The 19,844-nt window shown below is 73.5% G+C and carries 19 protein-coding genes and 1 pseudogene; 12 read left to right on the top strand and 8 right to left on the bottom strand.

The features are described 5' to 3' along the window. The first annotated feature begins 5 nt into the window (after positions 1 to 5). From ACWGKQ_RS39755 to ACWGKQ_RS39775, 5 genes and pseudogenes are all read left to right on the top strand, one after another. Positions 6 to 1,451 (top strand): glutamine synthetase family protein, encoded by a 1,446-nt coding sequence (locus ACWGKQ_RS39755; RefSeq protein WP_453296929.1) that lies wholly within the window; start codon positions 6 to 8, stop codon positions 1,449 to 1,451. After that, the gene (locus ACWGKQ_RS39760; protein WP_453296930.1) at positions 1,441 to 2,412 is read left to right on the top strand and encodes a PDR/VanB family oxidoreductase; all 972 of its coding nucleotides are present in this window, start codon (positions 1,441 to 1,443) and stop codon (positions 2,410 to 2,412) included. The genes ACWGKQ_RS39755 and ACWGKQ_RS39760 overlap by 11 nt, the downstream gene beginning before the upstream one ends. A 23-nt stretch (positions 2,413 to 2,435) precedes the next feature. Next, positions 2,436 to 3,239, top strand: a complete 804-nt coding sequence (locus ACWGKQ_RS39765; RefSeq protein ID WP_453296931.1) for an N-acyl homoserine lactonase family protein — start codon at positions 2,436 to 2,438, stop codon at positions 3,237 to 3,239. 477 nt (positions 3,240 to 3,716) lie between these two features. Then, entirely contained in the window at positions 3,717 to 4,388 is a 672-nt protein-coding gene (locus tag ACWGKQ_RS39770; protein WP_453296932.1) for a hypothetical protein, read from the top strand. Between the two features lie 138 nt (positions 4,389 to 4,526). After that, positions 4,527 to 4,834, top strand: a pseudogene (locus ACWGKQ_RS39775) (MFS transporter); the annotation flags it as partial. Here the strand turns inward: ACWGKQ_RS39775 and ACWGKQ_RS39780 are convergent. After that, entirely contained in the window at positions 4,753 to 5,589 is an 837-nt protein-coding gene (locus ACWGKQ_RS39780; RefSeq protein ID WP_453296933.1) for a phosphorothioated DNA-binding restriction endonuclease, read from the bottom strand. The pseudogene ACWGKQ_RS39775 and the gene ACWGKQ_RS39780 sit on opposite strands and share 82 nt — an antisense overlap. Before the next feature lie 71 nt (positions 5,590 to 5,660). Between ACWGKQ_RS39780 and ACWGKQ_RS39785 the strand changes: the two genes are divergently transcribed. Together ACWGKQ_RS39785 and ACWGKQ_RS39790 are read left to right on the top strand one after the other, a co-directional pair. Next, positions 5,661 to 7,163 (top strand): metallophosphoesterase family protein, encoded by a 1,503-nt coding sequence (locus ACWGKQ_RS39785; RefSeq protein WP_453296934.1) that lies wholly within the window; start codon positions 5,661 to 5,663, stop codon positions 7,161 to 7,163. A 77-nt stretch (positions 7,164 to 7,240) separates the two neighbouring features. Next, complete coding sequence (locus ACWGKQ_RS39790) at positions 7,241 to 8,275, top strand: LLM class flavin-dependent oxidoreductase (protein ID WP_453296935.1); 1,035 nt, start codon at positions 7,241 to 7,243, stop codon at positions 8,273 to 8,275. A gap of 1 nt (position 8,276) precedes the next feature. Here ACWGKQ_RS39790 and ACWGKQ_RS39795 read toward each other — a convergent pair whose 3' ends face one another. Continuing rightward, complete coding sequence (locus ACWGKQ_RS39795) at positions 8,277 to 9,251, bottom strand: TauD/TfdA dioxygenase family protein (RefSeq protein WP_453296936.1); 975 nt, start codon at positions 9,249 to 9,251, stop codon at positions 8,277 to 8,279. A 148-nt stretch (positions 9,252 to 9,399) separates the two neighbouring features. Between ACWGKQ_RS39795 and ACWGKQ_RS39800 the strand changes: the two genes are divergently transcribed. Then, positions 9,400 to 10,230 (top strand): aldo/keto reductase, encoded by an 831-nt coding sequence (locus ACWGKQ_RS39800; RefSeq protein WP_453296937.1) that lies wholly within the window; start codon positions 9,400 to 9,402, stop codon positions 10,228 to 10,230. A gap of 110 nt (positions 10,231 to 10,340) precedes the next feature. Further along, complete coding sequence (locus tag ACWGKQ_RS39805) at positions 10,341 to 10,775, top strand: cupin domain-containing protein (RefSeq protein ID WP_453296938.1); 435 nt, start codon at positions 10,341 to 10,343, stop codon at positions 10,773 to 10,775. Positions 10,776 to 10,789: 14 nt separating this feature from the next. On the opposite strand, the gene ACWGKQ_RS39810 is transcribed toward ACWGKQ_RS39805, so the two are convergent. From ACWGKQ_RS39810 to ACWGKQ_RS39835, 6 genes are all read right to left on the bottom strand, one after another. Next, entirely contained in the window at positions 10,790 to 13,150 is a 2,361-nt protein-coding gene (locus ACWGKQ_RS39810) for a SpoIIE family protein phosphatase (RefSeq protein ID WP_453296939.1), read from the bottom strand. Between the two features lie 57 nt (positions 13,151 to 13,207). Further along, positions 13,208 to 13,675, bottom strand: a complete 468-nt coding sequence (locus ACWGKQ_RS39815; protein WP_453296940.1) for a peroxiredoxin — start codon at positions 13,673 to 13,675, stop codon at positions 13,208 to 13,210. After that, positions 13,676 to 14,053 carry a DoxX family protein gene (locus ACWGKQ_RS39820; protein ID WP_453296941.1) on the bottom strand — a complete coding sequence of 126 codons (378 nt, stop codon included), beginning with the start codon at positions 14,051 to 14,053 and terminating at the stop codon, positions 13,676 to 13,678. A gap of 131 nt (positions 14,054 to 14,184) precedes the next feature. Beyond that, positions 14,185 to 14,721, bottom strand: coding sequence for a MarR family winged helix-turn-helix transcriptional regulator (locus ACWGKQ_RS39825; RefSeq protein WP_453296942.1), 537 nt, complete (start codon positions 14,719 to 14,721; stop codon positions 14,185 to 14,187). Between the two features lie 86 nt (positions 14,722 to 14,807). Next, on the bottom strand, positions 14,808 to 15,536 hold the full coding sequence (locus ACWGKQ_RS39830; RefSeq protein ID WP_453296943.1) for a polysaccharide deacetylase family protein: 729 nt from the start codon (positions 15,534 to 15,536) through the stop codon (positions 14,808 to 14,810). Continuing rightward, on the bottom strand, positions 15,533 to 17,029 hold the full coding sequence (locus ACWGKQ_RS39835) for a glycosyltransferase (RefSeq protein ID WP_453296944.1): 1,497 nt from the start codon (positions 17,027 to 17,029) through the stop codon (positions 15,533 to 15,535). Before ACWGKQ_RS39835 ends, ACWGKQ_RS39830 begins: the two co-directional genes overlap by 4 nt. A gap of 193 nt (positions 17,030 to 17,222) precedes the next feature. Between ACWGKQ_RS39835 and ACWGKQ_RS39840 the strand changes: the two genes are divergently transcribed. The 3 genes from ACWGKQ_RS39840 to ACWGKQ_RS39850 all read left to right on the top strand — a co-directional run bounded on the left by ACWGKQ_RS39840 (position 17,223) and on the right by ACWGKQ_RS39850 (position 19,725). Beyond that, positions 17,223 to 17,636: a BlaI/MecI/CopY family transcriptional regulator gene (locus ACWGKQ_RS39840; protein ID WP_453296945.1), complete on the top strand. Its 414-nt coding sequence runs from the start codon at positions 17,223 to 17,225 to the stop codon at positions 17,634 to 17,636. Between the two features lie 4 nt (positions 17,637 to 17,640). Next, positions 17,641 to 18,651, top strand: coding sequence for a M56 family metallopeptidase (locus ACWGKQ_RS39845; protein ID WP_453296946.1), 1,011 nt, complete (start codon positions 17,641 to 17,643; stop codon positions 18,649 to 18,651). 135 nt (positions 18,652 to 18,786) lie between these two features. Then, positions 18,787 to 19,725, top strand: coding sequence for an alpha/beta hydrolase fold domain-containing protein (locus ACWGKQ_RS39850; protein ID WP_453296947.1), 939 nt, complete (start codon positions 18,787 to 18,789; stop codon positions 19,723 to 19,725). Positions 19,726 to 19,844: the final 119 nt, after the last annotated feature.

Consider the following 19,844-nt stretch of genomic DNA (forward strand, 5'->3'; position numbering starts at 1 on the left):
CCGCGGTGGACTTCGTCGAACGTCACGCGGAGTGGACGGCCGAGCAGTCGGCCGCCGCCGACGAGATCCGCGCCCGCGCCGAGAGCGGCGGGCTGAAGGTGGTGCGGTTCGTCTTCGCCGACCAGCACGGGCTGCTGCGCGGCAAGACCGTCACCGCATCCGAGGTACCCGCCGTCCTGCGCGAGGGCACCGGCATCGCCTCGTCCCTGCTGGCCAAGGACACCTCGGGCCGTACCGTGTTCCCGCTGTTCACCCGGGAGACCCCGCTCGGGCTGCCCGAACTGCGCGGCGCGGCCGACATGGTGATGGTGCCCGACCCGCTCACCTTCCGGATGCTGCCGTGGTCGCCCGGCACCGGCTGGCTGCTGTGCGACCTGCGGTTCACCTCCGGCGCCCCGGTCCCGCTGTGCACGCGCGGGCTGCTGCGCTCGGTGCTGGAGCAGACCGACGGGCTGACCTACCGCACGGGCCTGGAGGTGGAGTTCCACCTGTTCCGGCTGGACGACCCCAGGCTGGGCGCGGCCGACCTGGGCCAGCCGGGCGCGGCACCCGAGGTGGGCATGCTCAACCACGGCTACCAGTACCTGAGCGAGTTGCGCTACGACGAACTCGACCCGGTGCTCGACGTGCTGCGCGGCACTCTGGAGGAGCTGGGGCTGCCGCTGCGCACCCTGGAGGTCGAGTTCGGGCCGAGCCAGGTCGAGCTGACCCTGCGGCCCGCCGACGGACTGGGCACGGCGGACGCGATGGTGCTGCTGCGCAGCGCCGTCAAGCAGGTCGCCGCCCGGCACGGCCACCACGCGACCTTCATGTGCCGGCCCCATCTGCCCGGGGTGTTCTCCAGCGGCTGGCACCTGCACCAGAGCATGGTGCGCGGCGACGCGGGCGTCTTCGCCCCGGAGCCCGGAGCCGAGGCCGGGGGTATGGCCGGCGGGCCGGGGCTGTCGCCGTACGGCGGTGCCTTCCTGGGCGGCCTGCTGCGCCATGCCCGGGCCACCAGTGCCCTGTCGACGCCCACCCTCAACGGGTTCAAGCGATTCCGGTCGCTGTCGCTGGCGCCCGACCGCGCGGTGTGGGGGCGTGACAACCGGGGCGCGATGGTGCGGGTCCTGGGCGACGGCCCGTCGTCCACCCGGCTGGAGAACCGCATCGGGGAACCGGCCGCCAACCCCTACCTCTACCTCGCCTCCCAGCTCGCGGCCGGTCTGGACGGCGTGGCGCGCGGCCTGGACCCGGGTCCGGCCGCCGACGAGCCGTACGCGACCCGGGCGGAGCCGCTGCCGCGGTCCCTCGGCGAGGCGCTCGACGCGCTGGAGGCCGACCGGGAGCTGACCGACCGGCTGGGCAAGGACTTCGTGGCCTACTACACGAGCGTCAAGCGGGCCGAGATCGCCCGCTTCGACCAGGAGGTCACCGACTGGGAACAGCGGGAGTACTTCCGTGTCTTCTGACCTGCCCGCACCGGCCTCCGCGCGTCTTCTGGTCCGCCAGGTCCGCTGGATCGCCGAGGAGGTCGTCGAACTGCGGCTGACCCGGCGGGACGGCCTGCCGCTGCCCCCGTGGGAGCCCGGCGCCCATGTGGAGCTGACCCTGCCCTCCGGTCTGCGCCGCGCCTACTCGCTGTGCGGGGATCCACGGGAGCACGCCGGCTGGACGGTCGCCGTGCAGCGCGCACCGGACAGCCGGGGCGGTTCCCGGGAACTCCACGAGACGGCGCTCGTCGGCCGGGAGCTGACGGTCGACGGCCCGGTCAACCGGTTCCCGCTGCTCCCCGCCCCCGGGTACCTCCTGCTGGCCGGCGGCATCGGCGTCACCCCGCTGCTGCCCATGGCCCGGGCGCTGGCCGCCGGCGGTCTGCCCTGGCGTCTCGTCCTGGGCGCCCGGGACCGCTCCCGCCTCGTCTACGCCGAGGAGCTGACCGCGCTCGGCGGTGACCGGGTCCGGCTGGTCCCCCAGGACGAGGCGGGCCTGCCCGACCTCGCCGCGGAACTCTCCGCCGCCCCGCCCGGCCACGCCGTGTACGCGTGCGGTCCCGCGGCCATGCTGGACGCGGTGTCCGAGCTGTGCCGCGCGGCCCTGCCGACGCGTGAGCTGCACATCGAGCGGTTCGGCCCGGCCGTCGAAGCCGACGGGGAAGCGGAGCCGAGCCGGTTCGAGGTCGTGCTGCGCCGGTCGGGTCTGCGGCTGGCGGTGCCGGCGGACCGGTCGGTGCTGGAGGTCGTGCGGGACCTCGTGCCGGACGTGCCCTACTCCTGCGAGGAGGGCTACTGCGGCAGCTGCGAGACACCCGTCCTGGCCGGAACCCCGGACCACCGTGACTCGGTGATCGGGCCCGGGGAGCGGGCGGCCGCCACGACGATGATGATCTGCGTCAGCCGCGCCGCCTCAAAGATCCTCGAACTGGACCTCTGAATCACGACAACGGACGGAGCAACATGACCCGACGCGGTGTACGGCGCGTCCTGCCCCTCCTCCTCGGCTGGGAGGACCTGCCCAGATCGGTGTCGGTGCACGGCGCGCCGTACGGGGAACGGGTGCGGGAGCCCGTGCCGGGGGTGCTGCTGGAGACCGCGGAGGGATGGCTGCTGCTGGACACCGGCTTCAACACGGCCCTGCTGCGCGACCCCGCACTGCGCCGACGGTACTACCCCTCCCCCTCCTACCAGCCGGAACTCCCCGGCCCCGGCGAGCCCCTGCCGGCGGCGCTGGCCGCCGTCGGCGTGGCGCTGGAGGAGATCACGGCCGTCGCCGTCAGCCATCTGCACGCCGACCACGCCGGCGGTCTCAAGCACTTCGCGGGCCGGGTACCGGTGCACATCCAGCGCGCCGAGCTTGAGTTCGGGCTGTCGGGACGGCCCGAGGTGGAACGCGAGACGATCTTCCGGGTGGACTTCGACGACCCCCGCATCGACTGGCGGCTCGCCGACGGCGACCAGGAGATCGCACCCGGCGTCACGGCCGTCCTGACCGCGGGGCACACCCCCGGCCATCAGAGTTTCGTGGTGGCCCTCGCCGACGGCGGCGGGTACGTGTTCACCTGTGACGCGGCCGACCTGACGGAGAACCTGAACGAGGAGCGCCCCGCAGGGACGTCGATCGGCGTACCCCCGGAGGCGACCCTGGCACCGATCCGGCATCTCAAACGACTGGCGGCGGACAAGGGCTACGAGCTGGTACCGGGCCACGATCCGGTCGTCTGGCCGGAGCTGATCCGGCGGCTGACGGGCGGTCCGGTCTGACCGGCAGGACCCCTCGTGGCGATATCCGCGCCTGGTGCACCACATACAGCACGCTCGCCCGTGAACCGGCGGTGTACGAAGCGGCCGTACGGCAGCGGGTGGCCCAGGAGAGCAGCGCGCTGCGCATCGTCGCCCTGGGCGGCACGCTCGCCCTGGGCCACCCGTGGGCGAGGTCGTCCTCGGCGAGGGCATGCAGGGGCAGACCGTCCGGAGCGGTTGTCGCGCTGATCTCCTTCGGGCTTCGACACCTCGGAGATCAGCCGGTGGCCGTTCGTCCCTGTGGGCACTACCCCGATGCCGGAGCAACCCCCCGGACCAGGTCGAACCCGTACACCACTCATCCGGACGCAGCCCAAGGCCCCCTCTCTTCCACTCTCTGTCAACCACCCCTTGAGGACAAGACTGCAATTTTTGCGGTCAAACCCAGACACTTGTTCTGCGCGGTGAACTGCGCCGCTCTCCAAGGGGAGGACATTCATGTCAGACATCTGGGACCCGCACGGCAGCCTGCACCGCATGCTGTGGATCGGCGGCGCACAGTGGTCCGGGAAGACCACCGTGGCCGAAGTCATCGCTGAACAGCATGGTCTGACGGCATATCACTACGACTACCACGATGCCCGCGGCCATCAGGATCGCCGGATCGCGCGTCGGGTCGCTCTGGGCGAGCCGGTGGCGGACCCGGCCCCCGACCAGATGTGGTTGGACCGGAGCCCGGAGGAGATGGCTGCCGAGACACTGGCCGGCTTCCCGATCCGCTTCGAGTGGGCGTTGGACGACCTGCGCGCACTGTTCACCAGCCGGCCGGCGATCGCCGAGGGCTGGGGGCTGCGCCCGGAGCTGGTCGCTCCGCTGCTCGACTCACCCCGGCGGATGGTCGTCCTCGTCCCTACCGAGGACTTCCGGCAACAGCAACTCCGCACTTTCCCACGCGCGGGCGCCCTCAAGGTACCTGTCAGCGACCCGGCCCGTGCCCAGGCCAACCGCATCGCCCGTGACCGTCTGGTCGCTGAGGACGCGGCACAAAACGCCCGCCGGCACGGCATCCGCGTCATCGAGGTCGACGGCACGCTCGACGCGGCTGCGGTGGCGGCAGCGGTGGCCGAGCAGTTCGCCCCCTACCTGGGCACGTCGGCGGCAGCTGCGTAACCGGCCGACGCCGGCATCGGAAGTCAGCCCGTCCGACGCGATACTGACGCAGCGGGTTGCCCGTGGCCCCGACAGGCTGGGCACGGCTCACTCGCTGCGCCCACTCACCCTGCACCTGCTCTCGGGCGGCGCGGCTGCTGGGTCTACCGGCATCGCACGCCGGCGTCCATCGCTCCGACCTCACACGCGATGCTTCTCTTCAACAGCATGGTGAGCACGGTCTTCGTGGTCTCCGCCCTGCATGAGCTCAGGATCGGGGAATTCGGTCTGGGGTCACCTACGCCTTCGCGAGTGTCGGCGCGGTATTTGGCGGTGCGCTCCTGGTGTCCCTGGCCATCGGCGTCGAAAGCCCGGTGGAGAGAGGTTACCGGCAGGCGGTGACACCCGGCCGCCGGCTGCACGGGCGGATGAACGCGACCTTCCGGTCGACATGGTCGCGGGCGGCGGGACTGCGGCCGACGAAGCGCTGCGAGACGAGGATGCGGTGCCCGTCGCCTATGCCGAGGACGCCCTTGTCGAACAGCTTGTGGTGCAGCGAGCACAGGCACAGTCCGTTGTCGACGTCGTCCGGGCCGTCGTACGCCCACCAGCGCACGTGTGCGGCCTCCAGCCCGACGGGCACGGTGCCGAGCATGCCACCGTAGCCGCAGAAGGCGCACTGGTACTCGTAGGCGGTCAGCACCAACTCCCGCATCCGCCGGTCCCGTCGGCGCTGTCCGGGCGCCGCCGGCGTGTCCGCCGTCTCCGCCAGTTCCAGTTCCAGGCCCAGCACCTCGCACAGGTCCTGGTGCAGGGACGGCGGGAAGTGCAGATCCAGCAGCACCCTCGCCATACGGCCCAGCAGCGACGGCTCCCGCTGCAGCGCCGCCCGCAGGTCCGGGGCCAGCCGCCCGGCGGCGCCACTGGCCCGCAGTTCCCGGACTCCGGTGCCCGGGCTGCCGGCGCCGCGGTCGGTCCGCACCTCCCAGACCTGGTCGCTGGCCAGATGGTGGAAGGGATAGGCGGGCGTGGAGCCGTGCGCCGGACCGTACTCCGCCAGCAGTTGCTTCACATCGGCCTCCACCGCGGTGTAGCGCAGCTCGCCCTCGGCATCCGCCTGGAACCGGGCCAGCGCGTACAGCAGCAGCAACGGCTTGTGCGGCGCCCGCACCCCGTCCCGGCTCCACTGCCTCAGACTCGCGGCGCGCTCCAGCCAATCCATGGCCTTGATCGTAGTGGCGCCGCGCCAACCCCCACGTCACGGCCGCCCGTTGATCGTTGTACGGTTCCCGCGTGTCTGACTCCTCACGCGAAACCGCAGCAGGCGCCGGCTGGGGCGAGGCCGAGCGCGGCGCCTACCGTCGGCTGATGCCGGACCATGTCGAGAAGCTGTTCTGGTTCAACCCGAGGACCATGTGGGCCGCCCGCAACGGGGTGCTGGCGTCCTGGTTCGGCGACCCGACCGGCCGTACCCGCAGCCGTTGGGTGGCCCAGCAGGCGGCAGCCGGGGCCCCCGCCGACAAGGTCGTCCGGCGTCCTGAGGCGGACCGGTTCTCGTTCATGGTGATCGGTGACACCGGCGAGGGCGACGCCTCCCAGTACGCCGTCGTCCCGGGCTTTCTGAAGGCCGGTCAGGACACCGACTTCGCGGTGATCGCGAGCGACGTGATCTATCCGGTCGGCGCCGCCGACGACTACGGCACCAAGTTCTTCCGCCCGTACCAGGACTATCCGGCGCCGATATACGCGATACCCGGCAACCACGACTGGTACGAGGACCTCGGCGCGTTCATGCGCGTCTTCTGCGACGACGCCCCGCCGCTGCCGGCCGAGCCGAGGCCGCGCCCGCTCACCCGCGCCTGGTGGCGTGCCCTGCTGTGGCACCGGCCCAGCCCGGCGGACGAGCAACTCCTCGCGGAGGTACGGAAGTTGCGCTCCGCGCAGCAGCAGACGGCCGTCCAGCCGGGACCCTACTGGGCCCTCGACGCCGGGCCGGTGCGGATCGTCGGCATCGACACCGGCCTGCTCGGCACGATCGACGCCGAACAGGGCGCCTGGCTGCGCGAGGTGTCCCGGGGACCGCGCCCGAAGATCCTCGTCACCGGCTCCCCGCTGTACGTGGACGGCGAGCACCACCCGTGCCCGATCGAGGGCGGCGGCACGGTCGACGACATCGTCCGCGACTCGGCCCACCACTATGTGGCGGCGATCGGCGGCGACATCCACAACTACCAGCGCTACCCCGTCGACGTGGACGGCCGCACCGTCCAGTACGTGGTCGCGGGCGGTGGCGGTGCCTTCATGCACGCCACCCACACCATCCCGCCGGTGTCGATCGCGAACGTCACCGAGGACGACTTCCGCTGCTACCCGCTGCGTGGCGACTCCCTCGCCTTCTACAGCCGGGTGTACGGGCGCCGGCTGCGGCTGCCCCGCTTCTTCACCCTCACCGAGGCGGAGGCGACCGCCGTGATCGCCGAGCGTCTCGGCATCAGGCCGGGCCGCACGCCCGCCCCGGACACCCGGGTCACCCGCCGCACCCGCCTGGTCGCGACTCTGCTGGGCGCCGGCAGCCGCCCGGACCGCGGCCCCCGCTTCCGGCTGCCCGTGAAGAAGATCTACACCCAGCTGTTCTCCCCCGGCTCGCCCACCTACAGCCCGCCCTTCTTCAAGTGCTTCCTGCGCCTCGACGTCAGCCCCGAGGCGGTCCGGCTGCGCTGCTTCGCCGCCACCGGGAACCGCCCGCAGGAGCTGGACCCGCCGGTCGAGGACGAGATCACCATCCCCCTGACCTGACCCGGAGCTGATCACACTCCCGCAATGTTCGGGTGTCACAATCGGGGCAGAACTGACGTACGACCGCTGGAGGACCCGTGCCGTCCACCCCCCGCCCGCTGCGCAGACTGGGCTTCCTCACCATCGGCCTGTTCGACGGCGCGGATCCGGGCCGGGGGCACGAGTCCACGCTGGAGATCATCGAGCTGGGCGAGCGGCTGGGCTTCGACAGCGCCTGGGTGCGCCACCGGCACCTCCAGTACGGCATATCGTCGCCGGTCGCCGTCCTCGCGGCGGCCTCGCAGCGCACCAGCCGGATCGAGCTCGGCACCGCGGTGATCCCGCTGGGCTGGGAGAACCCGCTGCGGCTGGCCGAGGACCTGGCGACCGTGGACATCCTGTCCGGCGGCCGCCTCAACCCCGGCGTGAGCGTGGGCCCGCCCATGCATTTCGAGCAGGTCAAGGAGGCCCTCTACCCGGACACGGCCGATGTCGAGGACTTCAGCCACGAGCGGGTGCGGCGGCTCCTTGACCTCGTCCGGGGCAAGCCGGCCACCGACTTCAGCGGGGTCGAGGGCATCGAGGTGTTCTCCGACATCGTCCAGCCGCACTCCGCCGGGCTGGGGCAGCGGCTCTGGTACGGCGGCGGCAGCCTGAGCTCGGCGCGCTGGGCGGGCGAGCACGGCATGAACTTCCTGACCAGCAGTGTCGTACGGGCCGGGGACCCGGCGGACGCGCACGACTTCGCGGAGATCCAGCTCTCGCACATCCGCGAGTTCCGTGCCCATCACCCGGCCGGCGAGGCGGCCCGGGTCTCCCAGGGCCTGGTCGTCATCCCCACCGACTCCGCCACGCCCGGACAGCGCGCCAAGTACGAGGCGTACGCGGCCAGGCGGCTGCCCCGTACGACGACTCCGCAGGGTCCGGCGCGGCTGCTGTTCGCGCCGGACATCGTCGGCACCTCGGCGGAGATCGTCGAACGGCTGCACGCGCACGCCGGGTTCCGCGAGGTCGACGAGGTGGCGTTCGCCCTGCCGTTCACGTTCGAGCACGAGGACTACGTCCAGATCCTCACGGACATGGCGACCCGGCTCGGCCCGGCGCTCGGCTGGCGCCCGGAGGCCGCCGCCTGAGTCACCAGCGGCGCGGCTCCGTGCCGGTCACCGGCTCCGACGGCCTGCCGTCCACTCCGACCGGCACCTCGCCGTGCAGCATCACCCGGTGCATGACGCGGGGGAAGCCCAGGTGCGCGTTGTCGCCGGGCGCGAGGTGGATGGTGGCGCGGTTGTCCCAGAAGGCGACGCTGCCGGGCTCCCAGCGGAAGCGGACCGTGTACTCGGGCCGTACCGCCTGTTCGAGGAGCATCTCCAGCAGAGCGGCGCTCTCCGGGCGGGAGACGCCGGCGATCTGCTCGACGTAGTAGCCGTTGACGTACAGCACCCGCTCCCCGCTCTCCGGGTGGACGCGCACCAACGGGTGCACCGAGGCCACCTGATGGTCGAGGAGGTGGCGCAGATATGTGTCATCACCGGGGCGGGGCTGGTAGCCGACGCCGAGGCGGTGCTCGGCGCGCAGGCCGTCCACGAAGTCGCGTACGGGCGCGGAGAGCCCGGCGTAGGCGGCCGCCAGGTTGGCCCAGGTGGTGTCGCCGCCGTACGGCGGTACGGTCTCGGCGCGCAGGATGGTCGCGGCGGGCGGGTCGATCCGCGCCCCGTGGTCGCAGTGCCAGCCGCGCAGCAGGGTGTGCCGCCGCCGCTGGAGCCACTCCTCGTGCTCCATCCCGAACCGGCCGCCCAGCTCCAGCCGGTCGGCGGTGGTCTCCACCTCGGGGAAGCCGGCGGGTGAGGCGCTGCCGCGCCGGCCGAGCACGACCGGTTCGCCGAACCGGCGGGCGAAGGCGATGTGCCCGGCGTGGTCCAGGCGCTGGTCCCGGAAGAAGACGACCTTCCAGCGCAGTACCGCCTCCCGGATCAGCGCGACCACCGCGGCGTCGAGTTCCCCGGTGAGGTCGACGCCGGTGATCTCGGCCCCGATGTGCCCGGCGACGGGTCTCACCTCGGCCTCGGCGGCGCCCTTCGCCCGTCCTGCCGTACCCCGGTCCGTCGTCATGCGTGCTCCGAGTGGTCGTCGGTACCCGTCCAGGGAAGATCGTGACAGCCCGGCGCGCACCGCGGAAGGGAGCACCCGGGGTCGGGTTGATCATCACCCGCCGGTCGGCGAGGGTGGGGGCACGACGCAGTCGAGGGAAGGTCACATCGTGGTGAGCATTCCGGCGTACCCGCTCAACGACGGGACGACGATCCCCGCCACCGGCCTGGGCACCTGGCCGATGGACGACACGCAGGCCGAACAGGCCGTTCGCCAGGCGCTGGAGCTGGGTTACCGGCTCGTGGACACGGCGGTGAACTACCGCAACGAGTCCGGGGTCGGCCGGGGTGTCGCGAGCAGCGGCGTGCCCCGCGAGGAGGTGTCGGTGACGACGAAGCTGCCGGGCCGCGACCACGGCTACGAGGAGACCCTCGCCTCCTTCGAGGGGTCCCGGCGGCGGCTGGGCCTGGAGTACGTGGACCTGTATCTGATCCACTGGCCCAACCCCCGGGTCGGCAGGTACGTCGAATCCTGGAAGGCGATGATCAGACTGCGCGACGAGGGGCTCGTGCGCTCGATCGGCGTATCGAACTTCACCGAGGAGCACCTGGCCCGGCTGGAGAAGGAGACCGGGGTGCTGCCCGCCGTGAACCAGGTGGAGTTGCATCCGCTGTTCCCGCAGGACGGGCTGCGGGCCCTCCACGCCGAGAAGGGCATCGTCACCGAGAGCTGGAGTCCGCTGGGCCGGGATGTCCGGCTGCTCGACGACCCGGCGGTCGTCGCCGTCGCGGAGGCGCACGGGGTGACGCCCGGTCAGGTGGTGCTGCGCTGGCACGTCCAGCTCGGTGCCCTGCCCATTCCGAAGTCGGCGGACGCCGGGCGGCAGCGCGCCAACCTGGACCTGTTCGGTTTCGACCTCGACGCCGCGCAGATGGCGGCGGTCTCCGAGCGGACCCACCGGCGACTGGGCGGCGACCCGGACAGCCACGAGGAGTTCTGAGCCTGCTGCCGGATCGAGCCGCTGCCGGTTTGGGCCGTTCCCGCCCCGGCCGGCCCTGTGGGGGCCTATCTTCGCGACGGTACTCGATCTTCGCTTCAGGAGGCCCCCACATGCGTACCGCGCTCCGTACCGCCCTGGCCGGGGCGGTGGCCGCAGGCACTCTGCTGACCTGCGGCACCGCCCATGCCACCCCCGCCGGGCCCGGCGTGACCGGCAGGGTGATCAGCCAGACCACCATCGGCGACACGGACTACGTCCTGCGGGAGATCACCGTCCCGCCCGGCCAGACCACCGGCTGGCACTACCACGACGGCCCGGTCTACGGGTACGTCCAGAAGGGCACCCTCAGCCACTTCCACTCCGACTGCGAGGAGGACGGCGTCTACAAGCGGGGCGGCACGGTGTACGAGTCGGGCGGCCCGAGCGATGTGCACCTGGGCGCCAACCTGGGTGACACCGACCTGGTCCTGGACGTGCTGTACATCCTGCCGCACGGCTCGCCGTACTCGGAGTCGGTGCCGAACCCGGGCTGCGACTTCGAGTAGGCCGGTGGCAGCGGTCACTCGTCGGTGACCGGCAACGGGCCTTCGGGCAGCGGCTGTTCGGCCCAGATGGTCTTGCCGCTGCCCGTCTGCCGGCTGCCCCAGCGCTGGGTGAGCTGGGCGACCAGGAGCAGGCCGCGGCCGCCCTCGTCGTAGGCGTGCGCCCGGCGCAGGTGGGGTGAGGTCGAACTGCCGTCGGCGACCTCGCAGATGAGCGCGCGGTCGCGGATCAGGCGCAGCTGGATGGGCGGTTCGCCGTAGCGGATCGCGTTGGTGACGAGTTCGCTGACGACGAGTTCGGTGACGAAGGCGGCCTCGTCCAGGCCCCAGGCGGCGAGCCGTTCGGTGGCCGCCTGCCGGAAGTGCGCCACCTGGGCCGGGTCGGGCGGCACGTCCCAGGTGGCCACCCGGTCGGCGCCGAGGGCGCGGGTGCGGACCAGCAGCAGGGCGACGTCGTCGGAGGGCTGTTCCGGCATGACGGCCTTGAGCACGTTGTCGCTGAGGGCCTCCAGGGAGTCGGCGGGTGTGCTCAGGGCACGGCACATCTCCTCGGTGGCACGGTCCACGTCCCGGTCGCGGTCCTCGACCAGGCCGTCCGTGTACAGGGCGACGACGGCTCCCTCGGGCAGTTCGAGCTCCGTCGCCTCGAAGGGCAGACCGCCGACGCCGAGCGGCGGACCCGCGGTCATCGGGATCAGCTCGGCCGCACCGCCCGGCAGCACCACCGCGGGCGCCAGGTGCCCGGCGGCGGCGAGGCTGAGCCGCCGTGAGACCGGGTCGTAGACGGCGTACAGGCAGGTGGCGCCCAGCTCGGCGACCTCCTCGCCCGGGCCGTCCGCGGCGAGGTGGGTCACCAGGTCGTCGAGGTGGGTGAGCAGTTCGTCGGGGGGCAGGTCCACGTCCGCGAGGGTGCGTACGGCCGTCCGCAGGCGGCCCATGGTGGCGGAGGAGCGGATGCCGTGGCCGACGACGTCGCCGACGACCAGGCCGACCCGGCTGCCGGAGAGCGGGATCACGTCGAACCAGTCGCCGCCGATGCCGGCCAGCGATCCGCTGGGCAGATAGCGGTGGGCGACCTCGACGGCGGCCTGGCCGGGCATGCCGCTGGGCAGCAGGCTGTGCTGGAGGGCGAGAGCGGTGGAGCGCTCGCGGGCGAAGCGGCGGGCGTTGTCGATGCAGACGGCGGCGCGGCTGGCGAGTTCCTCGGCGAAGACGGTGTCGGCGAAGACGTAGTCGTCGGGGTGGCGCATGCGTACGCCCACGACGACACCGAGCAGGGTGCCCCGGGCCTGCAGGGGTACGGCGATCATGGAGTGGACGCCCTGGCGGTGGGCACGGCTCTCGGGGGCGAGGCGGTTGCGCTCATCGACCCAGCGGTGGAACTCGGGCTCGCCGGCCTGGCCGACCACCGCCCGCCGCTCCCGCAGCGCCCGGGCTGGCGGTGACATCGCCGGGTGGGCCTCGGTCTGGCCCAGCCGTACGACGGCCTCGGGGGTGCCCTCGGTCACGGAGCCGTGCGCGACGCGGCGCAGCGCGATGTCGCCCTCCGCCGCGGTGGGCAGTTCCTCGGCGCCGAGGACCCAGTCGAGGAGGTCGACGCTGGCGAAGTCGGCGTACCGGGGGACCAGGAGTTCGACGAGTTCCTCGGCGGTGCGCACCACGTCCAGGGTGGTGCCGATGGAGGTGGCCGCCTCGTTGAGGAGCGCGAGCCGGAGCCGGGACAAATACTGCTCGGTGCTGTCGAAGGCGGCCAGGGCGACGGCGGTCAGCTCGCCGACGGGGTCGCGCAGGGGCCACATCTCGATGCTCCAGGCGTGCTCCCGGTTCAGGGCCGGGGCGCCGGTGAAACTCTCGTAGCGGACGGGCCGGCCGGTCTCGACGACCTGGCGCAGATGGCGCAGGAAGCCCTCGCTGTGCGGGGCCTCCTCGACGGTGTCGGGGAAGTAGCGGCCGAGCAGGGCCTCTTCGGGGACGCCCATGACGTGGCAGGCGGCGGCGTTGGAGCGGAGGTAGTGCTGGCGGACGTCGAAGACCGACATGGGCATGGAGGCCTGCTGGAAGGCCTGGCCGGCCAGGGTGGGCTCGGCCTGCCGGGGCGGGTCGACGGTGAGCACGTAGCCGGTGGTCCGCCCGTCGGGGCCGAGGACCGGGCAGGCGGTCAGGGCGGCCTCCAGGCGGCGGCCGTCGGCGTGCCGCAGCGCGACGGTCCCGGAGCGGGCGGCCAGCACCCGGGCGGGGACCGCCTCGGCGAGAAGGCCGGCGGCGGGCCTGCCCACGACGTCCTCGGCCCGGTGTCCGGTGAGCGCCCGCGCACCCTCGCTCCACCCCGTCACCCTGCCCAGGGCATCGATGACCGCCGTGGCAGCGACACGCTCCATACGCCCCAGGATGGGACCTGTGCCCGGGTGCATCAAGCGCGGGCGCGGAGCGTCCGCTCAGCTCTGGTGGGCGCGCAGGGCGGCCAGTGCCCGGTCGGCGTGGGTGTTCATGCGCAGTTCGCTGCGGACGACCTCCAGGACGGTGCGGTCCTGGGCGATCACGAAGGTGGCCCGCTTGGTCGGGGCGAGCGAGAAGCCCCGCTTCACGCCGAACCGCTCCCGGACGGCGCCGTCCGCGTCGGAGAGCAGCGGGATGCCGAGCGTGTGCTTGCCGGAGAACTCCTGCTGGCGTTCCACGCTGTCCCCGCTGATCCCGACGGGCCGGGCGCCGACGGCCGCGAACTCGGCGGCGAGGTCCCGGAAGTGGCAGGCCTCGGCGGTGCAGCCGGCCGACAGGGCGGCGGGATAGAAGAACAGCACGACCGGCCCGTCGGCCAGCAGTTCCGTGAGGGTCCGGGTCGTACCGGTCTCGTCCGGCAGCGCGAAGTCCTCGGCCTTGCTTCCCACCTCGACGGTTGCCGCCATCTATCGGCCCTCCACGTCACGTGCGACCCCGCGCGCCCACAGCACCAGGGGGATCTGGAGCGGCAGCCGGGCGAGGGCCGCGGTCCTGAGCGGCTCGGGCCGCTTCTGCCAGTCGACGGCCATCTGCACGTTGGCCGGGAACACGCCCACGAAGAAGGCGGTGGCCGCCCGGGCCGCCACCGCGCGGGTGCGGGGCAGGGCGATCCCCGCCGCCAGCGCCAGCTCCACGGCCCCGCTGCCGTACGTCCATGCGCGCGGCGAACCGGGCAGCGCCCCGGGGATCGTCGCGTCGAACGACTTCGGTGCCGCGAAGTGCGCGACGCCGGCCGCGGCCAGCAGTCCCGCGAGCAGCAGGGGTGAACGTTCGGACCGGCTCACGAAGCCTCCTCTGACGACCTGCCGCCGGATATTACCGGGCGGTACCGCCCGGCTCGCCGCCGGGTCCTCCTGCGGGTAGTACGTGCGACGGCCCCCTGGCCCGCCGGGCGATGCATGCGCGCCTACCGGCCTCACACGACCCGGGAGGCCGGAGGCACCGCCTCGGCCGGCTCCTGGCCGGGCTCGTCCTCGACCGCGTACGCCAGGAAGTCGTCGACCATGCGGTGGAAGAGCGTGGCCAGCTGCCGCAGCTCCGCGGGCTCCCAGTCGTTCAGGGCCAGCTGCATGCCGCGCGCCCCGGCGTCCCGGACCCGTTCGACGGCCGCCCGGCCGGCGTCGGTGAGCTCGATCCGCTGGGCGCGCCGGTCGTCGGGGTCGGGGACCCGGGTGACGTGGCCCGACCGCTGGAGCTGCTGCACCGTGCGGGTCACGTGGGACGCCTCGACACCGAGCCGCTGTGCCAGCTCCCCCGGCCGCAGCGGCTCGGAGTCGGCGACCTGGCGCAGCAGGGCCACCGCGGCCCGGTCCAGCGGGACGCCGGCGAGGGCCATCAGCCGCTCGTGCTGCCGGGCCCGGGTGCTCAGGTAGGTGATGCGCGTCAGGGCGCGCTCGATCTCCATGACCTCCGGGGTGGCGGCCGGGACGTCTGACAGCGGTGATGTGGACATACCGGCCAGTTTACCATATCGTTGCGTAACTTAAGTAAATTACTGCGCGGGTTTACCCGGAGTGCTGCGCGCAGATTACGCGCCGGTCATCGGATTCCGTGGTCCCGCAACGGCCCGACGGTGAGCCCCCGCTGCTCACAGGTGTCCAGGAGACGCGGCAGCGCGCCCAGAGCTGAACGCCAGGCGCCCGGGGCCGAGGTGCAGTCGGAGTCGTGCAGCAGGATCGTGCCGCCGCCGTCCAGGTCCCGGGTGACCGTGCGGTGGACGGAGTCCGGGGTGGCGCGGGCGGTCCAGTCCTCGCCCCAGCAGGTCCACAGCACCGGGGTGAGACCGAGCCGGCGGGCGGCCAGGTGGGCCGCGGTGGACATCACGCCGTACGGCGGCCGGAACAGCTGCGGCGCCTGTCCGGTGAGCGCGCCGACGGTGTCCCGGGCCCGGGCGAAGTCGTCGTGGGTGGCTTGGGGGCCGCGCAGCAGGAGCGGTCGGTGCAGCCAGCCGTGGATCCCTATCTCGTGCCCGGCCGCGGCGATCTCCCGGACCAGGCCGGGCGAGCGGCGGGCCTGGCGGCCGAGCAGGAAGAAGGTGGCCCGCACCTTCCGCTCGGCCAGCGCGCGCAGGAAGAACGGGGTCGACAGCGGGTCCGGGCCGTCGTCGAAGGTGAGGGCGACGTGGTCCGCCCGGCCCCGGCCGGCGAGCCGGGGCATGACGCGGTTGCGCAGCGGGCCGAACGTCGAGATCACGGGCGCCGCGTGCAGGGCGAGCGCCGGGAGGGCGGTGAGGGCGGCCGCGCGGAGAAGGGGTGCGGGGGAGGTCACGAGTGGGGCCCTTCTTTCGGGCGGGCGGTGTGCGGGACCGCACCTGGGCCGTGCGCGTCGTCGAGGTCCAGGGTGTGGCCGATGGCGTGGATGACACCCGGACCGCTGCCGGTGGTGGCGACCGCGGTGCCGACCGCACCGGCCCAGAGCGCGCAGGCCGCGGCCACACTGGCGGCCAGCCGCCGGACGGCCGGGCGGGGCCCGCGCGGTACGGGAGCGCCGCCGGCCGCGCCGGCGACCGGGCCCGGCGGGCCCGCCACGGGCGACTGGGGCGACGTCGGGCCGAGGCCGCCGAGCGGGTACGGCGTCGCAGTGGTGGTACGACAGGCCCGGGCTATCTCGTCCGCGGGGCCCGCTCCGGGGGCGGCGAACAGGGCGCGGCCCGCCTCGCGCTGCAGCAGGCCGCGCGGGCCCTCCGCCAAGTCGACGAGCACGTCCTTGAGCCGGTCCGGGTCGCGGATCCAGGCGGCGACCCCGGCCGCGTCGAGGGCCGCCGCGTTGGTGAGCCCGTGGCCCGGTATGCAGCGGTAGCTGGCGACGGGCAGTCCGGCGGCGAAGGCCTCCAGCGAGGTCAGGCCGCCGGCGTTCTGCACCAGCACGTCGGCCGCGTGCATCAGCCCCGGCATGTCGTCGACCCAGCCGTAGGTGTGCTCGATGCCGTCGGCGCGCAGCTGCTCGGCCAGCGCCTCGTTGCGTCCGCAGACGACGACCGGTACGGCCGCGCCGCAGTCGCGCAGTTCCAGGGCCACCTGCCGGACCGGACCGACCCCCCAGGAACCGGCGACCAGCAGCGCCAGCGGAGCGGTGGCGGGCAGCCCGAACCGGGCCCGGGCGGCTCGGCGCCGCTCGGCGTCGGCGGGGCAGAAGCGCGGGTCGGCCACCGGCCCGCTCACCCGGACGTCCCCGGCGCCGAGAGCGCGGGCCTGCGCCGCGGGCACGGCATGGGCGGCCAGGTGCACGTCGACGCCCTCGGCCACCCACAGCGGATGCACCGAGAAGTCGGTGAGGTAGGTGAACACCGGTGCGCCGAGGCGGCCGGCCAGCCGCAGTCTGCCCAGCACGCGGCTGGCGCCCGGGTAGGTGGAGACGACGGCGCCGGTGTCGTCGGGGAGGGCGTCGAGCATGCGGTTCTCGGCGGTGCGCAGCAGCGCGCGGGCCAGCGGGCCGCCGCCGCCGGCGCGTTCGGTGCTGGTGTAGACGCGCTGGTAGATCCAGGGCGCCCGGACGAGCATCCGGTGGTAGCCGTCGCGGACGGCCCGGCCGAGCCGGGCGGGCAGCAGGTCGAGCAGGTCGTACCGGTCGACCGTGACACCTGCCGCCGTCAGCCGGCGTTCCAGTTCGCGCGCCGCGCCGTCGTGGCCCGCGCCGATGCTCGCGGAGACGATCACGACGCGCTCGGCGGGCGTCTCGGGCCGGGGTGCGCGGACGGGCCGGGGGCGCAGGGCGGCGGCCGCCAGGGCACGCAGATGCACCGTACTTCCGAGGTGGGGCATGGGTGGGTTCCTCCGCAGAGACTCCGCAGGTAGCGGAGAGCGGCGAAACTCTACAACATGTAGTAGGTAATCTCGTACAACTTGTAGTAGGTCGCTTCGGTGCAGCTCACAGGCGACCGAAAGGTGGTTCTACATGCCGTAGTAGCCCTCCGGTAGGCTGCGACCTCAAGCGCTTGCTGAGGGACGGTGAACGGTGCGCGACGGCAGGAACGACGAGACCGGCGAGGCCTCCGGCCGGCGGGCACGCGGTGAGCTGGAGAGCGGTGTGCTGGCCGCCCTCTGGGCCGCCGCCGGGCCGCTGACCGCCCGGCAGGTCCAGGAACGGCTGCCGGGGGACCTCGCCTACACGACGGTGCTGACGATCCTGTCCCGGCTCCACGACAAGGGCACGCTGGTACGGCACCGGGCGGGCCGCGGCTACGCGTACGCACCCGTGCGGGACGAGGCGTCCGACACCGCCCAGCGCATGCACACCCTGCTGGAGCGCGGTTCCGACCGGGAGGCCGTGCTCACCCGGTTCGTCTCCGAACTCTCCGAGCAGGACGAGCAGTTGCTGCACCGCCTGCTCGGCGAGCACGACGGCCACCCCGCCGACGAAGGACCGTGAGCCGATGACCGTCAGCGTCTACGTCCCCTTCCTGGTCACCGTGGTGCTCGCGGTGCTCGCGCCCCGGCTGGCCCGGCCGTTCGCGCCGCGCCCGGCGGCGTGGGCGCTGGCCGGCGGCGCACTGGTGACGGCGCTCGGCTGGCTGGGCTCGCTGGCGCTGCTGGCGTTCACCGGGCTCGCGCAGATCCCCGAGGTCGCCGAGGCGGGCCGCTGGTCGGTGACGGCGGTGCGCGCGGACGACCCCGTGTACCTCACCGTGTCCGCGATCGCGACGGTCGCCCTGCTCGCCTCCCTCACCGGCCTCGCGGTCGCCGCCGCACGCCAGGTACGGCATCTGCTGTGGGCGCGCCGGGAGTGCGCACGGCTGCCCGGGGACCTGGAGCTGGCCGTGCTCGACGACGCGTCGCCGCACGCCTTCGCGCTGCCGGGGGCGCCGGGCCGGATCGTGGTCTCGCACGGGATGCTGCGCTGTCTCGGCGACGCCGAGCGGGAGGCGCTGCTCGCGCACGAGCGGGCCCATCTGCGCGCCCGCCACCATCTCTTCCAGACCGCCTGGCGGCTCACCGCGGCCACCTGCCCCCTGCTGCGGCCGCTCGCCGACACCGGCGGTTTCATGCTGGAGCGCTGGGCCGACGAGGAGGCCGCGGCACGCCTCGGGGACCGTACGGTCGTGGCGCGCGCGGTGGGCCGGGCGGCCCTCGCCTCGGCCAAGGCCCCGGGCCGCGCCACGCTCGCGGCGACCGGGGGCGCGGTGCCCCAACGCGTCCGGGCGCTGCTCGCCCCGCCGCCACCGCGCCGCGCGCTGCCGCTGGTCGCGGGCGCCGCGCTGCTGGCGCTGTCCTGCACGAGCCTCGCCGAGGCCGCGTCCGACAGCGAGCACATGATCGACGGCGCCCAGTTCGTCGCATGCGTGACCGCCCACAAGGCCACCGGGATACCGGTAGCGCCGCCCGCACACGGCCCCTGCGGCCACCCGCCCGACGACCACGACGGGCCGGGCCGGCACCCGCACTGATCCGGCGCGGGGCTTGACACCGCGATCGGAGCGGGGGTTATCGTCACCCGACGATCACCAGGATTCCTGATGGTCGGTCCGTCGCTCGGCCGGCAGCTGCGACCCGCAGCACATGCCCCTCCCGATCGGAGCCGTATGTCCCTCCTGGCCCGCCCTTCGGTCGCCGTGCTCGCCGCGAAGACCATGCAGCGGCTGACGCTGCTCGCGAGCAGGCGCCCGAGCGGTCCGGGCTCCGACGCCGCCTCGCACGCCCGGTTCCCCGAACTCCCCCGCACGGTGCGGGCGTTGACCATCCCGACGGCCGTCGCGCCGGCCCGCGCCACGGTGTACCTGCCGGCGACCACGGATCCCGCTCCCCCGGTGCACGTGAACTTCCACGGCGGCGGCTACGTCATGTCGCTGACCGAACTCGACGACCCGCTCTGCCGGTTCCTCGCCGCCGAGGCCGGGGTGGCCGTGGTCAACGTCGACTACGTCGTCGCCCCGCAGCATCCCTTCCCGGCTCCGCCGCGCCAGGCTTACGAGGTGGTCCGCTGGGTCGCCGAACACGCGGCCGAACAGGGCTGGGACGGCGCCCGGCTGACCGTCGGCGGACAGAGCGCGGGCGGCGGGCTCGCGGCGGCGGTGGCCCGGCAGGCGCTGGCCGAGGGCGGCCCCTCGATCGCCCTCCAGGTCCTGCACTATCCCCCGCTGGACCTGGCGACGGCCGCGAGCGACAAGCGGGCCGCCGTCGCCAGGCCGGTGCTGCGGCCCTGGATGGCCGAGGTGTTCGACACGGCGTACGTCCCGGAGCCGAAGCGGCGTGCCGACCCGTTGGTCTCCCCCGCGCACCCGTCCGACACCGCCGATCTGACGGGGATCGCCCCGGCGCTGGTGATCACGGCCGAGTTCGACCTGCTGAGGGCGGAGGGTGAGCGGTATGCCTCGCGGCTGGGGGCCGTGGGGGCGCTGGTGGAGCACCACGAGGTGGCCGGGGTGGATCACGGGTATGACGGCAAGGACGATGTGAGGGCGCGGGAGGTCTATGCGCTCATCGCGCGTCATGTGCGGGAGGTTCAGGGCCGGGGCGCCTGAGAGCTCGGGGTGTGCGGCAAGTGGGCGGCCGACCGTTGTCGGTGGCTTGTCGCGCAGTTCCCCGCGCCCCTGACGTGGCGCACTGCCACGGCCCTTCTTTTAGGGGCGCGGGGAACTGC

This window comes from Streptomyces sp. NPDC054770, assembly GCF_053611985.1.